General features: G+C 68.6%; 16 protein-coding genes and 1 pseudogene. 9 read left to right on the top strand and 8 right to left on the bottom strand.

Annotated elements, in window-relative coordinates; all coding sequences use genetic code 11:
* Positions 1–140: 140 nt before the first annotated feature.
* Together F3H13_RS12065 and F3H13_RS12060 are read left to right on the top strand one after the other, a co-directional pair.
* Positions 141–569 (top strand): 30S ribosomal protein S12, encoded by a 429-nt coding sequence (locus F3H13_RS12065; protein ID WP_006111505.1) that lies wholly within the window; start codon positions 141–143, stop codon positions 567–569.
* Positions 566–1219 carry a 30S ribosomal protein S7 gene (locus F3H13_RS12060; protein WP_149799271.1) on the top strand — a complete coding sequence of 218 codons (654 nt, stop codon included), beginning with the start codon at positions 566–568 and terminating at the stop codon, positions 1217–1219. Before F3H13_RS12065 ends, F3H13_RS12060 begins: the two co-directional genes overlap by 4 nt.
* A 185-nt stretch (positions 1220–1404) precedes the next feature.
* On the opposite strand, the gene F3H13_RS12055 is transcribed toward F3H13_RS12060, so the two are convergent.
* Positions 1405–3390: an aconitate hydratase gene (locus F3H13_RS12055; protein ID WP_149799270.1), complete on the bottom strand. Its 1986-nt coding sequence runs from the start codon at positions 3388–3390 to the stop codon at positions 1405–1407.
* A gap of 266 nt (positions 3391–3656) precedes the next feature.
* On the opposite strand from F3H13_RS12055, the gene F3H13_RS12050 reads away from it, so the two are divergent.
* On the top strand, positions 3657–4130 hold the full coding sequence (locus F3H13_RS12050; RefSeq protein WP_149799269.1) for a deoxyuridine 5'-triphosphate nucleotidohydrolase: 474 nt from the start codon (positions 3657–3659) through the stop codon (positions 4128–4130).
* Between the two features lie 12 nt (positions 4131–4142).
* Here the strand turns inward: F3H13_RS12050 and F3H13_RS12045 are convergent, their stop codons facing one another.
* The 4 genes from F3H13_RS12045 to F3H13_RS12030 form a co-directional block, all read right to left on the bottom strand.
* On the bottom strand, positions 4143–4517 hold the full coding sequence (locus tag F3H13_RS12045; RefSeq protein WP_149799268.1) for a tautomerase family protein: 375 nt from the start codon (positions 4515–4517) through the stop codon (positions 4143–4145).
* 362 nt (positions 4518–4879) lie between these two features.
* A complete protein-coding gene (locus F3H13_RS12040) occupies positions 4880–6244 on the bottom strand; it encodes an LLM class flavin-dependent oxidoreductase (RefSeq protein WP_149799267.1) in 1365 nt (454 codons plus the stop codon).
* A 117-nt stretch (positions 6245–6361) separates the two neighbouring features.
* Positions 6362–6769, bottom strand: a complete 408-nt coding sequence (locus F3H13_RS12035) for a CBS domain-containing protein (protein WP_149799266.1) — start codon at positions 6767–6769, stop codon at positions 6362–6364.
* 34 nt (positions 6770–6803) lie between these two features.
* Positions 6804–7760: a DUF5787 family protein gene (locus tag F3H13_RS12030; RefSeq protein WP_149799265.1), complete on the bottom strand. Its 957-nt coding sequence runs from the start codon at positions 7758–7760 to the stop codon at positions 6804–6806.
* A 122-nt stretch (positions 7761–7882) separates the two neighbouring features.
* On the opposite strand from F3H13_RS12030, the gene F3H13_RS12025 reads away from it, so the two are divergent.
* From F3H13_RS12025 to F3H13_RS12015, 3 genes are all read left to right on the top strand, one after another.
* The gene (locus F3H13_RS12025) at positions 7883–8266 is read left to right on the top strand and encodes a hypothetical protein (protein ID WP_149799264.1); all 384 of its coding nucleotides are present in this window, start codon (positions 7883–7885) and stop codon (positions 8264–8266) included.
* Positions 8263–8907, top strand: coding sequence for an NUDIX hydrolase (locus F3H13_RS12020; protein WP_149799263.1), 645 nt, complete (start codon positions 8263–8265; stop codon positions 8905–8907). The genes F3H13_RS12025 and F3H13_RS12020 overlap by 4 nt, the downstream gene beginning before the upstream one ends.
* A 98-nt stretch (positions 8908–9005) precedes the next feature.
* Positions 9006–9845 carry an NAD+ synthase gene (locus F3H13_RS12015; protein ID WP_149799262.1) on the top strand — a complete coding sequence of 280 codons (840 nt, stop codon included), beginning with the start codon at positions 9006–9008 and terminating at the stop codon, positions 9843–9845.
* Between the two features lie 439 nt (positions 9846–10284).
* Here F3H13_RS12015 and F3H13_RS12005 read toward each other — a convergent pair whose 3' ends face one another.
* Positions 10285–11397 (bottom strand): anthranilate phosphoribosyltransferase, encoded by a 1113-nt coding sequence (locus tag F3H13_RS12005; RefSeq protein WP_149799260.1) that lies wholly within the window; start codon positions 11395–11397, stop codon positions 10285–10287.
* A 300-nt stretch (positions 11398–11697) separates the two neighbouring features.
* On the opposite strand from F3H13_RS12005, the gene F3H13_RS16265 reads away from it, so the two are divergent.
* Positions 11698–11856, top strand: coding sequence for a DUF7317 family protein (locus tag F3H13_RS16265; RefSeq protein ID WP_167373093.1), 159 nt, complete (start codon positions 11698–11700; stop codon positions 11854–11856).
* An 85-nt stretch (positions 11857–11941) separates the two neighbouring features.
* A complete protein-coding gene (ahbB, locus tag F3H13_RS12000) occupies positions 11942–13000 on the top strand; it encodes a siroheme decarboxylase subunit beta (RefSeq protein ID WP_149799259.1) in 1059 nt (352 codons plus the stop codon).
* Positions 13001–13033: 33 nt separating this feature from the next.
* Here the strand turns inward: ahbB and F3H13_RS16260 are convergent, their stop codons facing one another.
* Both F3H13_RS16260 and F3H13_RS11990 read right to left on the bottom strand, forming a co-directional pair.
* Positions 13034–13210, bottom strand: a complete 177-nt coding sequence (locus tag F3H13_RS16260; protein ID WP_223174419.1) for a hypothetical protein — start codon at positions 13208–13210, stop codon at positions 13034–13036.
* A 207-nt stretch (positions 13211–13417) separates the two neighbouring features.
* The gene (locus F3H13_RS11990; protein WP_149799258.1) at positions 13418–13972 is read right to left on the bottom strand and encodes a DoxX family protein; all 555 of its coding nucleotides are present in this window, start codon (positions 13970–13972) and stop codon (positions 13418–13420) included.
* A gap of 173 nt (positions 13973–14145) precedes the next feature.
* Between F3H13_RS11990 and F3H13_RS11985 the strand changes: the two are divergent.
* Positions 14146–14457, top strand: a pseudogene (locus F3H13_RS11985) (aldo/keto reductase); the annotation flags it as partial.
* Positions 14458–14469 lie beyond the last annotated feature (12 nt).

Below are 14469 nucleotides of genomic sequence, written 5' to 3'. Positions count from 1 at the left end.
GGCTCAACGTTGTTTTGCGTCCGTCGTTTCGTCACGAAACGCCCTCAGATTCCCCGAGCGGTACCTCTCGACGCATCTGAGAGCGTTTCGCGGCAGAGAAAGACGACGCTTAAGTAGCTCCGTTCGGAAGTAGTCGTACGATGGCGAACGGCAAGTACGCGGCCCGTAAGCTCAAAAAGGACCGGCAGAAGCGCCGCTGGTCCGACTCCGAGTACGCTCGGCGAGAGCGCGGGCTCAAGACGAAGTCCGACCCCCTGGAGGGTGCCCCGCAGGCGCGCGGCATCGTCCTCGAAAAGGTCGGTATCGAGGCAAAGCAGCCGAACTCGGCGATCCGAAAGTGCGTTCGGGTTCAGCTCATCAAAAACGGGAAGCAGGTCACCGCGTTCTGTCCCGGTGACGGCGCGATCTCCTTCATCGACGAGCACGACGAGGTCACTATCGCCGGGATCGGCGGTGCGAAGGGTCGCGCGATGGGCGACCTCTCCGGCGTCAACTACAAAGTCGAGAAGGTCAACGGCGTGTCGATGATCGAACTGGTTCGCGGCAACGCGGAGAAGCCGGTCAGATGAGCGGCGAGGAGACCGAGGCGCCGTCCGAGGAGGACGTCGCCGCCGACGAGCCGGATCCGGACGCGCCCGCGTCCAGCGAGGCCGCAAACGAGAACGCCAAGCTGTTCGGCGTCTGGGACGTCACCGAGATCGCCTACGAGGACCCCTCGACGAAGCGCTACATGACCGTGACCCCCATCGCACACACGATGGGCCGCCACGCGTCGAAACAGTTCAAGAAAAGCGAGATCTCGCTGGTCGAGCGGCTGATCAACCGCCTGATGCAGACTGAGGAGAACACGGGCAAAAAGCAGCAGGCGACGCGGATCGTCCGCGACGCCTTCGACATCGTCCACGAGCGGACCGAGGAGAACCCGGTCCAGATCCTCGTGACCGCCGTCGAGAACGCCGCGCCCCGCGAGGAGACCGTCCGCCTGAAGTACGGCGGCATCTCCGTCCCGAAGGCGGTCGACGTCGCGCCCCAGCGCCGCGTCGATCAGGCGCTTCTGTTCATCTCCGACGCCGTCGCCAGCGCGACGTACAAGTCGACGACCTCCGCCGCCGAGGCGCTCGCGAACGAACTCACCGCCGCCGCCGACTACGACGTCGAGCGCTCGTACTCCATCTCGCAGAAGGAGGAGCGCGAGCGCGTCGCCGCCGCGGCCCGCTAACGCGGAGTCGGACGACGGCCCCTTCTCTCCCTCTCTCCGTTCGACCACCGACGGGTCCGCCGCGACCGCGTCGCTCGACACCGACGGCTTCGCGCCGACTCGCCTCGTCGACCGGCGTCGCCGCTGGCGACGAGTAAAAAACGGAGAAATCGGGGCCGACCGAGCGGTCGGCGTCGGCGGTCGCCTCAGTCGTCGGCCGGCGCCGCGCCGGAGCCGTCGTCGGCGTGCTGCTGTTTGACCCACGAGAGCTTGCCGCCGGCCGCGAGGATGTCGCGCTCGCGCTCGGAGGCGTCGAGGTCGGCGGTGAACTCCCACTCGCCGTTGACGCTCACGGTGAACTCCTCCTGGCCGGAGCTGACGCCCGCCGGCACGTCGTCGACGATCTCGAGGTCGTCGCCCTGGTCGATCTTCTCGTACGTCTCCGCGTCGATCGCCAGCGGGACGATCCCGAAGTTGAAGAGGTTCGCCTTGTGGATGCGGGCGAAGCTCTGCGCGAAGACGGCCTCGATGCCGAGGTACATCGGACAGAGGGCGGCGTGTTCACGCGAGGAGCCCTGCCCGTAGTTCTCGCCGGCCACGAGAACGCCGCCGTCGGCGTCGAGGGAACGCTGGGCGAAGGTTTCGTCGACGCGCGAGAGCGTGAACTCGGAGAGCTTCTCGATGTTCGAGCGGAACTTCAGGATGTCCGCGGTCGCCGGGATGATGTGGTCGGTGGTGATGTTGTCCTCCATCTTGAGGAGGGCCTCGCCGCCGTCCACGTCGATCCCGTCTTTCAGCGGCACGTCGCCGATGTTCGGGCCCTTGACGAGGCCGTCGTCGATCGCCTCGTCGGGCGAGATGATGTCGGAGTCGGACTCGCCCATGCCGGGGCCGTACTTCGTTCCCATCTCGAACCCGGGCTCTTCGAGGTCGCCGAGGTCGTCCGCGAGGTCGCGCGGGTCGACGATCTCGCCGGTGATGGCCGCCGCGGTGGCGACCTCGGGCGAGCAGAGGAAGACGGAGTCGTCTTCGATGCCCGAGCGGCCCTCGAAGTTGCGGTTGAAGGTGCGCAGCGAGACGGAGTCGGAGGCGGGCACGTGGCCGATACCGATACACGCGCCGCAGGTCGCCTCGGAGAAGTTGACGCCGGCCGCCATCATCTCCGCGGTCCAGCCCTCGCGGGCCAGCATCTCGGAGGCCTGCTTCGAGCCGGGCGCGACGATCATCTCGGTGCCCTTCGAGACCTCGCGGCCCTCCAGCATCTTCGCGCTGGGGAGGATGTCCTCGTAGGCGCCGTTCGTACAGGAGCCGATGATGACCTGCTCGACGTCGGTGCCCTCGTACTCGCTGACGGGGGCGACGTTGTCGGGCATCGACGGCGCGGCCACGAGCGGCTCGAGCTCGCCGAGGTCGACCTCGATGGTCTCCGCGTACTCGGCGTCGTCGTCGGGCTGGAGGTCGACGTACTCGTCTTCGCGGTCCTGGCGCGCGAGCCAGTCCTTGGTCTTCTCGTCGGTGGCGAAGATAGAGGAGGTGGCGCCGAGTTCGGTGCCGAGGTTCGTGATCGTGGTCCGCTCGGGGATCGAGAGGTTCTCGGCGCCGGGGCCGGTGTATTCGAAGATCTTGCCGACGCCGCCCTTGACGGTCAGCTCGCCGAGCAGGTGGAGTGCGATGTCCTTCGCGGTCGCCCACTCGGGGAGCTCGCCCTCGAGGTGGACGTTGACGACCTCGGGCATCTCGACGTAGTAGGGGCCGCCGCCCATCGCGACGGCGATGTCGAGGCCGCCCGCGCCGATCGCGAGCTGGCCGAGCCCGCCGGGGGTCGGCGTGTGCGAGTCGGAGCCGAGCAGCGTCTTGCCGGGCGCCGCGAAGTTCTCCTTGTGGACCTGATGGCAGATCCCGTTGCCGGGACGGGAGAAGTACGCGCCGTACGTGCCGGCCGCGGAGCGGAGGAAGCGGTGGTCGTCGGTGTTCTTGAAGTCGAACTGGTACGTCTGGTGGTCGCAGTACTGCGCGGCCAGCTCCGTCTGAACCTCGTCGAGGTCCAGCGCCTCGAACTGGAGCCACACCATCGTCCCCGTCGTGTCCTGCGTCAGCACCTGGTCGATATCGATGCCGATCTCCTCGCCGGGCGTCAGCTCGCCCTCGACGAGATGGTCATCGAGGATTTTCTCTGTAATCGTTTGTCCCATATCATCCGGAGTTGGCCCTCCCGTGAATATAAAACCCGCGAGTTTTTTGCAAGATCGACCGTGTTAGATCGGTAGACACGGTGATTATTACGGACGTAACACCGTGATGGCATCTCCCATGGGAGGTATAGGCGTAACCAGTGTATAAGGCTAATAAAGGCTCATACCTCCCGAAATCGGCGGCCTGAGTGAAGCCGGCGGTCGGACCGATCGGCGCCGCGACCGCGGGCGACACCGTTTAGTCTCGCCCGCGGCTCCGGACGCCCATGTTCGACTCGGGAGCCGCGGTCGCGGCGGCGCTCGCCGCGGCCGGCGCCGACCTCGACGACGCGCAGCGACAGCCGAACGGCGTCGATCTCACCGTCGACGCGGTGTTCGCACAGACCGAACCGGGCCGGCTCGGACGCGACGGGAAGCGCGTGGGCGAGCGACGGGAGCTGGAGCCGCGGGGCGACTGCTACCGGTTGGAACGCGGGAGTTACGTCGTCCGGTACGGGGAGCCGGTGCGGATCCCGGAGGGGCGGATCGGGTTCGTCCTCCCGCGCTCGACGCTGCTGCGGAACGCCTGTACCCTCGACACCGCGGTGTGGGACGCGGGCTACGAGGGCGTCGGCGAGGGGCGGCTCGACGTCGGCCACCCGATCGAAATCGAACCGGGCGCGCGGATCGCACAGCTCGTCCTGGCCGAGGCCGACCACGACGGGACGTACGATGGCGAGTACCAAGCGGAGAACCTCTGAGCGGAGTCCGAACTACGCTCCGTCCCAGTCGCCGCCGACGCGGTCGATCCCCATCATGTCCTCGCCGGCGTGTTCCGTGAACACGACCTTGCAGTTCGGCTTCGGCACGCCGAGCGTCTCCACGGCCCGCTCCATCACCGCCAGCGCGAACGCGCGCTTGTACTCGAAGGGCCGGCCCTCGCGGATCTCGGCGTCTACGAAGAGGAGCGGCCCTTCGACCGACCGCCCGATCGCCATCGCCGACGGCTCGTGTTCCGCGATCGTCACGGCGACGTGGCCGGCGCTCGTCTCCATCTCCTCGGTGTAGCGGTCGGTGACGAACGCGACGAACGCCTCGCGCTCGGCGGGCGACAGCGACAGCGTCGTCGCGAACTGTAGGAGTGGCATACCCCGAGGCTCGGCCGGGAGCGACTTCGCCCTGTCGGCGGCCGTTCGCGGCGTGCCGGCGCGGTACGGTCGTTGCCCGCGGCTGCGCGAGCGAATCGCTCGGTAGGTAAAGGAACGAACGGCACGCCCGTGCCGGGAAAAGGTGGCACGGGCGTGCCGTTCTGTAGGTCCCCGCTGACGCTTCGGCCCTCCAAGCGAAGCGTCACCTAAGCCAAGCGGTGGTAGACACTTAAGCGTGCCGGGGGCGGCAGCGTTCTCGTATTAGTTAGCGGCAATGCGTTCACAACACGTGGCCGACAGGAATCGGAAAAACCGCCCGACTGCGCCCCGGTCACCGTCGGCTCGTCGGCGTCCCCTCCGCGCTACTGCTTGGCGGGGTGGTCCGCGCGGAGCCCCGTCTGCCCCTCGCCGAGGAGCCGTTCGCGGAGCGTCCCGCCCGGAGGCTCGGCATCGGCCGGGGGAACGAGCCCGCGCTCGCGCAGCTCCGGGACGACGAGGTCGACGAAGTCCACGAGCGAGTCGGGGCGGACGACCTCTTTGATGTTGAACCCGTGGACGCCCACCTCCTCGTGCCAGCGCTGGAGCTCGTCGGCGATCAGTTCCGGGGTGCCGACGATCGTCGGCGAGGTGGTGCCGAGCCCGCAGAACTCGGCGACCTCGCGGACCGTCCACTCGCGGTCGGGCTGGGCCTTCGTGAACGCGTTCATCGTCCCCTGGATCGCGTCCGTCTCGATGTGTTCGACCTTCTGGTCGGGGTCGAGCTCGGAGAGGTCCATATCGAGGAAGCCGGACAACAAGGCGAGCGTCGCCTCGACGTCGACGTGCCGCGTGTACTCGTCGTACTTCGCCTCCGCGAGCGCCTGCGTCTCGCCGACGACCGGCACCACGCCGATGAAAAAGCGGAGGCTCTCGGGGTCGCGGCCGGCGTCGGCCGCGCGCGACTTCACGTCGTCCATGTACTCGACGACGCCCTCCTCGGTCGGCTGGCTGGCGAAGACGGCCTCGGCGTTGCGGGCGGCGAACGACCGGCCGTAGTCGGAGGACCCGGCCTGGTAAACCACGGGCGTGCGCTGGGGCGACGGCTCGCAGCCGTGCGGCCCCGGGACCGAGAAGTGGTCGCCCTCGTGGTCGATCGCCGAGACCTTCTCCGGGTCGCTGTACCGGCCGGCCTTGCGGTCGACCTCGACCGCGTCGTCCTCCCACGACTCCTCCCACAGCTTGTAGCAGACGTCGAGGAACTCGTCGGCGCGGTCGTAGCGCGTCTCCTTGTCCATTCGCTCCGAGAGGCCGAGGTTCTCGGCGGCCGACTCCAGGTAGGAGGTGACGACGTTGATCGCGATCCGCCCGTCGGTGAGGTGATCGAGCGTCGAGAACTCCCGCGCGAGCTGGTAGGGGTGGGTGTACGTCGTCGACCGCGTCACCGCGAAGCCGAGGTCGTCGGTGACCTCCGCCATCGCCGGCACGACGAGCTGCGGGTCGTTCGCGGGGGTCTGGACCGCCTTCTCGACCGCCGTCTCGCGGTCGTCGCCGTACACGTCGTAGATCCCGCGCACGTCCGCAAAGAATACGGCGTCGAAGCCGCCCCGCTCGGCGGTGCGCGCGACCTCGGTCCAGTACTCGCGGTCGGCGTAGTCCGCCGACCGGTCGCCGGGGTACCGCCACGACCCGGGCGAGACGTGCTCGACCGAGGACATGGTGAAGAGATTGAGATGCAGGTGATCGGACACGACCGCAGGTACGCGCTCCGTGATAATACGGGCACAGGAAGTGGCGGCACTTGTCGCTGTCGCGGACGGTCGGCGAGACGCGGCGGCGACCGACGCGTCGACCCGCTCGGTCGAGCGCTACGCCGAGACGGACTCCGGCGAGGAGACGTACGCGGCGAAGTCGGAGGTGGTGATGATGCCGATCGGCGTCTCCCCGTCGACGACCGGAACGTGGTGGAACCCGTGTTCGAGCATCGTCGCGGCGACGGCCGCGACGTCGTCTTGCGCGCCCGCCGTGATCGGGTCTCGCGTCATGTACCGCTCGACTGTCGTCTCGGCCTTCGGCTGGCTCTTCGCGACGATGTCGACGAAGTCCGTCGAGGTTAAGATTCCGACGAGGCCGCCGTCCTCGTCGACGACCAGCACCGAGCTGATGTCGTTCTCGAGCAGCACCGCGGCCGCGTCCTCGACTAACGTGTCCGGCGTCACCGTGTGGAGGTCCGTCGACATCAGCCGCGCGACGAAGACGTCTTCGATCTCGTCCATATGTGAAACACCCGCCCTCGCCGTATAAGCGTTCTCACAGGTACCGTGAGAGCCCGGACTGCCGGCGCGGGCCGTCCCCCGCCGGCTCCGCGACCCACGCCGTCCGCTCGTCTCGAAGCCCCTCCCGGTCCGCAGCTGGGGGGGCTGCGGGATCGAAGGCTGGACACCCGCTCCCACACTCGCGACCCGGGTCGACCACGCGGTCGAAGTGCGCGCAGCGCGGCCGGCCGTCGGCGGTCGCCCCCCCGTGCGCGCAGGCCGGTGGCTCGGGCCGCCACCCCTTCCCGTACGCGCGCTCGGCGATCCGCCGCCGCTTGCGGGCCTTCGCCTCCGGGCCGACGAGCGCGACGTCCGTGCGCGAGGGGCGCTCCGCGCGGATCTCGACGCCGGGCGCGTCCGGGTCGAGCGGCGCCGGCTCGCGGACAACCTCGCGCTCCCCACTCTCCGGGTTGAACCGCCAGACGCCGATCGCGTCGGGGATCCGGTTGAGGTGCGCGCGGGTGACGTAGGAGGCGGTCGCGAGGACGGCGCGGTCGAAGAGCCCGAGCGCGGCGTCGTAGCGCAGCTGCGCCTCCAGGTCGCCCGGCGTCCCGAGGTCGGGCTTGTTCTCGACGGCGACGAGGTCGCCGACCCAGTCGTCCGGGTAGCGCGCGGTCGCGCGCACGGCCTCCCGCCCGTTCCGGCGCTCGCGTTCGAGGTAGCCGACCTCGACCGCGCGGTCGACGACGGCCGCGGCCCGGTCCGGCGGGAGGTCGAACGCGTCCGCGACGGGCACCGCCTCGCCCGGACCGACCGCGGCCTCGATGGCGGGATCGGGGATCCGCTCGGCGCTGATCGCGGCGCGGTCGTCGAAGCCGGGCCCGGGCGACAGCAGGCAGACGTCGACGATGCGCGCCCCCGGCGTCTCGACGCCCGCGCCGAGCTGGCGGGCGACGACGCGGTCGGGGGATTCGAGCGCGGCGCAGAGCGCCAGCTCGAACCGGTACTCCATGCGTGCGACAGGGGCGCCGCGATATAAAACGCGTCGGCGCGGACGCCGGACTCGGCGGCCACCGCGCCGACCGCGGTCCCGTCGGTCGAAACCGGTATTCCCCGCGGGGCCGTACGGCGACCATGCGCCGGGTCACCCGGAACCTCCTCGTCGCCATCGCCCTGGTCGCCGTCGCGCTGCTCGCGCTCGGCGCGCTCCCCGGCTACCTCGGGAGCGGCGACCCGTACTACCTCACGGTCGAACCGATCGAGACGAACGACACCGCCGCCGACGTGAACAACGTCTCCCACCGGCGGTACCCCTACCTGGTCGGCGCGATAGAGAGCGACGACGGGCGCTCCGGGGGGTACCAGACCGGCCCCTACGGGATGAAGGAGTGGTTCACGCACACCCCGTTCGACGAGGTGGACGCGCTCACCCAGCAGGTTCCGAACGCCTCGACAGAGACCGGCGTGCGGGTGCGTCGCGACGGCGAGGTGTACCACGCGGAGGTGATCCGCCCATGACGGGCGACGAAATCGACGACGCCACGGCCGGAACGACCGATTCCGACGCGCCGGCGGCCGACCTCCGCGATCTCCCCGCGTTTTCCGACGGCCGCAACCACTCGCTGCCCGGCGAGCCGGAGTGGCCGGTAACGGAGGTCGTCGTCGAGTACGACGAGGGGTGGTTCGTCGGCGGCTACGACCGGGTCGAGCAGCCCGACGGGACGGAGAAGCGGTACTACTGGGCGGAGCTGTCGCCCGCGACGGTGATCGTCGCGGTCGCAGACGACCGGGTGCTGTTCGTCGAGCAGTACCGGCCCACCGTGCGGAACACCCAACTGGAGCTCCCGGCCGGGATCGTTGAGTCGGGCGAGTCCTACACCGAGGCGGGCGCGCGCGAGCTCGCCGAGGAGACCGGCTTCGAGCCGTCGTCGACGTCGCTGCTTCAGGAGGTGTGGTGTTCGACGGGCGTGTTGCGCCACAAGCGCGGCTACGTGTTCGCCGAGGAGCTGACGCCGGTCGACGTCGACCACGACAGCAACGAGTTCCTCGCCCCGCGGGCGGTCTCGGTCGACGAGGCGCTGGAGATCGCTCGCGAGCCGCCGACGAACGACGCGACGCTCGAAGGGCTCCTCCTCGCCGAGCGCGAGGGGCTGTTGTAAGGGCCCACCCGTCCGCTCGTCCGGAGCAAAACCCGACGCGCGTCCAGTTCACGGGGGCAACGGGGAGGTATTAGTCGCTCCAGTCCCTCAGATAACGTATGAGCCGAACCTCGGAGCCGTCAGTGTTGCTGTCGGACGACCCCCCGCTTGACCTCCGTCTCTCGGACGAGGAGCTGGCGGCGACCCGCGAGCGCATCGTCTCGTTCATCAGCGACGTGGTCGACGACGCGGGCGCGGAGGGCGCGGTCCTCGGCCTCTCGGGCGGTATCGACTCCACGCTCACCGCCCACCTCGCCGTGGAGGCGCTCGGCGAGGACGGACTCCACGGGCTGACGATGCCCTCGGCGGTGAACGACGCGGACGTGATGAGCGACGCGGAGCGCGTCGCCCACGAGCTCGGGATCGAGTACGACGTCGTCGAGATCCAGCCCATCGCGGAGGCGTTCTTCAACGCGGTCCCGGAGGCGGCCGACGACCGCACCGCCGCGGGCAACGTCTACGTCCGCACCCGCGCCGTGTTGAACTACTTCGTCGCCAACGCCGAAAATCGGGTCGTCCTCGGGACGGGCAACCGCGCCGAGGCGATGACGGGCTACTACACGAAGTACGGCGATCAGGCGGTCGACTGTAACCCCATCGGCAACCTCTACAAACAGCAGGTGCGCCAGCTGGCCGCGCACGTCGGCGTCCCCCGCGAGCTCGTGATGCAGGAGCCGACCGCGGGCATGTGGGAGGGGCAGACCGACGCCGAGGAGATGGGCCTCGACTACGACACCGTCGACGCAATCTTAGCGGTCCACGTCGACGGCGGCCTCTCGCGGACGGCGACGGTCCGCGAGCTCGACGTGCCCGAGGAAGCCGTCGACCGCGTGGTCGACCTCTACGAGCGCAGCGCGCACAAGCGGGCGATGCCGCCGGCGCCCGAACGCGATTTATAATGAATAGTCTCCGTCTCGACGAACACTTATAAACAACTGACGCGGTGGCGCGTGCCTGCGAGGCCGCTCCGCGGCCGAGCAGCACGCGCGAGGGATGCGGCGACCGGAGCGAAGCGGAGGGAGCCGCGAGGCTGGGGAGGCGTGAGGCTGCGGTGCGGTTGTGGTCGGGCGGGACTCAAAGGGGCAGCCGGGAGGGCGAAGCACGGCGCAGTAAGCACCGCAGCGAAGGAGCGATAGCGACTGAGTGAGGAGCGCAGCGAGCCGCGCGAGTCCTCCCGGCTGGGGCTTTGGAGGTGTTCGTCGCGGAATCACCGGAAACAATTTATAAACGAGCGGCCGAGAACTTTGGAGAAATTCGTCGCAGAGCCTTCGATTACTTATAAACACCCGACAGCAACACTGCTCGATCGCAAACTGAATTCCGAGAACGCGGCCGGTCTCAGAACTCTCGCATCGCTTCCAGCACGTCGTACGCGGAGCCGTCGTCGATCACTTCGCGGGCCGCGTCGAGGCCCTCCTCGATCGAATCCGCGTCCTCGCCCGCGTAGATCCGGAGCGCGGCGTTGACCGCGACCGCGTCCGCGAAGGCGCCGTCCCGCTCGCCGGCCAGCACTTCCTCCGTGATCTCGGCGGACTCGACCGCGACGTCGTCTACGGCGAGGTCGTCCGCTTCGAGGTCCATCCCGTACTCCGCGGTCTCGATCTCGAAGTCGTCGAAGGAGGCGCCCTCGCTGCCGGCCTCCTCGCCGTCGCCCCCATTCGCCTCACCGCCCGCCGCGTCCCACTCCGCGACCTTCGTGTAGCCGGGGCGCACGTCGTCGTACCCCTCCATGCCCTGGAACATCAGGACGCGGTCGAGGTCGTGGAACTCGCTTTCCACGAACGTGTCGACCACCTTCTTCGCGAACGCGAGGTGGTAGAAGGAGCCGAGGTGGACGGAGGCGCCGGCCGGGTTCGCCAGCGTCTCGACGGTGTTGACGAACGACCGGACGCCCATCATGTCGCGCCGGTCGAACAGGTCGTCGATGGCGGGGTTAAACGCGGGCTGGTAGTAGAAGCCGAAGCCGGTCTCGTCGACCATGTCGGCGGAGTCCGCGGGGGTCAGCTCCGTGTGGACGCCCAGCTCGTCTAAGACGTGCTTGTAGGCGTCCTGCTTCTGCGTGGGGACGCGGTCGCCGGAGTGGACGACGACGGGGGTGCCCGCGGCGGCCGCGACGGCGCCGGCCGCGACACCGAGGATGGCGGTCCGTCCCTTTCCGTCGTAGTTCGCGCCGCAGTCGACGGGGTCGACGTCCGGTTCGGCGTACTCGACGCGCTCGCACATCACGTCGACGTACGCGCCGAGTTCCTCGGGCGTGTTCCGCTTCCAGCGGTTCGCGAGCCAGAACGCCCCCAGCGTCGTGGGGTCGGGCTCGCCCGCGAGGATGCGCTCGAACGCCTCGGTCGCCTGCGCGCGCGTCAGGTCGTCGGCCGACTTGTGGCCGGAGCCGCAGACCTCGGTCATCAGCCGCTTGAGGGGCCACTCGCCGAACTCCTGGGTCGCCTGAGCCATACGCGTCGTTCGGGTTCTCCGACGAAAAGTCCCCCGCTCGACTCCCGACCGCTGGGAAGGCCGGGCTCGCTCCGCCCGTCCGACGCGCGGTCGAAGCGACGCGCGCGAGCGACGGCCCGAGCCGAGACGGCGACGCTGCCCGCGTCCGTGGTACTCATTCGCAAACAGCAATTGTTCGCACGTCCAATTCAAACAGGTTTATACATACGTTCACCTGCTTTTTTGCTTTTCAAATTCTGTAACACGCCCCAAAAGGCGTTAGAGTTATATGTTCGTCCACCTATTTGCCTATCGTACCCGATGACGTCCAAATCCGTCGCCACCGCGCTCACGCTGTATCGGTCCCGCACGCTGACGCTCGAACAGGCCGCGACCGTCGGCGGCTGCTCGACGGCGCAGCTGGAGAAGAGCGCCCGGGCGTTCGCGCCGACGCCGGGCGAGGCTCCCGCCGACGACTGACCGCACGACCTCTCGACCGGCACGCCCCCGCTGGCGCTCGACGCCCTCCGAAACCCGTACGTACGCCCGTCCCCTGATCACGGTAATGAGTCTGGACGCCGACTGGCGCGCCGACGTCGACGCGGTCGACGCGGCGCTCATCGACGAGTACCAGAGCGGCTTCCCCGTCGAGTCGCGCCCCTTCGAGCGGGTCGCCCGCGAGATCAGCGCCGAGACGGGCGTCGACGTCGACGCCGACGAGCTCCTCGACCGCGTCCGCGACCTCCGCGAGCGCGGCGTGTTCCGCCGGTTCGGCGCGGTCCTCAACCCGCCGGTCATCGGCTCCTCGACGCTCGCGGCGGTGCGCGCGCCCGACGACCGCTTCGACGAGGTCGCCGAGGTGATCAACGGCTACCGGCAGGTGAACCACAACTACCGGCGCGACCACGAGTGGAACCAGTGGTTCGTCGTCACTGCGGGCTCCCGCGAGAAGCGCGACGAGATCCTCGCGGAGATCGAAGCGCGGACCGGCTGCGAGGTGCTCGCGCTCCCGATGCTCACGGACTACTACATCGACCTGGAGTTCCCCGTCGTCAACGCCGACCGGTTCGCGCGGGAGTCCCTCGACCACACCGACGTCTCCGCCACCCGCATCTCCGAGGACGCCCGCGGCGACCTGAGCGCCGTTGAAGCCGACCTCCTCCTCGCGATTCAGGACGGCTTCCCGCTGTCCGCGACTCCCTACGCCGACGTGGCGCGCGAGATCGACGCCCCCGTCGACGACGTCCTCGCGGCGGTCGAGCGCCTGCTCGCGGACGGCTGTATCAAGCGGATCGGCTGCGTCGTCAACCACGTCGTCACCGGGTTCACGAACAACTGTATGGTGGTCTGGGACGTGCCCGACGACGAGCTCGACGAACGCGGCGAGGCGGTCGGGAGCCTCCCGTACGTCACCCTCTGTTATCACCGGCCGCGCCGGCCCGACCAGGAGTGGCCGTACAACATGTTCACGATGATCCACGGCCGCGAGGCCGAGGCGGTCGACGCGAAGATCGACGAGCTGGCGGCCGACCACCTCCCGTTCGACCACGAGCGGCTCTACTCGACGGAGACGCTGAAACAGACCGGCGCGCGGTACGAGGACCTCGTCGCGGACGGGGAGTAAGGGAAGAAGCGGGCGAGGGAAACGGCGCGGGACTCAGCCGTCGGCGAGGACGGTCGTCTGTTCCTCGTCTGCGGATTCGGCCGCGACGAATTCGTCTTCGCCGTTGAGCGCTCTGTCGGCGCCCAGCCGGTCGAGCGCGTCCGCGCTCGCGGCCCCTGCCTCCTCCGCGCGGAGGTAGACGATGACTCCGTATGAAACCGAGACCCCCATGACCTGATCAGCAACAGCGCGACCTTCGCGCCGTACCTCGATCGGACGCCGGAGGACGATCCCTCTCACATATGTCCTAACTAGCAGGGATCGGACGGGATAATAACTGCCACCCGAATATTATCTGTGAAACTGTGATCGGCGTTGCGTCCGTTCAGCGCGCGGTTGGCGGCCGAATCGGTCCGAGAAACCGACCCTCCACTCCTCTCACCCGAGGAGGTAGCGCATCCACGGGTACCGCTCGACGAGCGGTTGCCCGCCGACTTCGTACTCCTCGACGATGGCGTCGAGCCCGAGGATCCGCCCGGCGCCGAAGGCGGCGACCGAGAGGAACACGAGCATATACGCGAAGTCGCCGTTGATGTAGCCGTGCGAGATGTCCCAGTTGCCAAGATAAAAGAGGAGCATCATGAACGCGCCCCAGAATGCGGCGAGCCGCGTGAGGAGCCCGACGATGACGCCGAGCCCGATGAGCAGCTCGCCCCACGGCACCGCGACGTTCACGAAGTCGATGAACAGCGCGTTCTCGCCCATCGCGGCGAACAGGCCCGCCGCCGGGCTCCCGTTCGCGGCTGGCGCGTTCTGGAGGTAGCCCACGGCGCTGAACTCCCCGCTCAAGACCTTGTCGAGGCCGCTCTGGAAGAACGCGAGGCCGATCATCAGCCGGAGCGCGAGGATGAACCAGACGCTGAGCGTGTGTAGCTTCCCTTCCACCGAAACGCCGCCGATCGTGCTTCGCAGCGCGACTTCTCTTGTTGAGATAGGTTACCCGACTCTCGCAGGGCGTTTAAACACGAGGCAGGATTCTCGCCCGCCGCGATCCGTCCGATGTCGCCTCCGCGACGCGCTCAGGAGAGATCGCGACGCGCTCGGGAGAGATCGCGACGCACTCGGGGACCGGTACGTTGAGGGCGTCGCCGTCCGCACGGGAGTACATGACGACCGCCTTCGACCGCCTCGGGTACGGGACGTATAAACTGGCCGACGGCGAGGAGTGCGTCTCCGGGGTCGCACACGCGATCGAGACCGGCTACCGCCACGTCGACACCGCGCAGGGGTACGAGAATGAGGCGTCCGTGTCGGCGGGGATCGACGACACCGACGTCGACCGCGAGGACCTGTTCGTCGCGACGAAGCTCTCGACGGACAACCTCTCGTACGACGACGCGACCGCGACCGCCCGAGTGAGCCGCGACCGGCTCGGCGTCGACTCGATCGACCTGCTGTACGTCCACTGGCCGATCAACTGAAGCGGTAGC

The organism is Halorubrum xinjiangense, from assembly GCF_900102375.1.
GTDB lineage: Archaea > Halobacteriota > Halobacteria > Halobacteriales > Haloferacaceae > Halorubrum > Halorubrum xinjiangense.
Note: the sequence above shows the minus strand (reverse complement) of the source record. Positions and strands in the feature narration are given on the sequence as shown.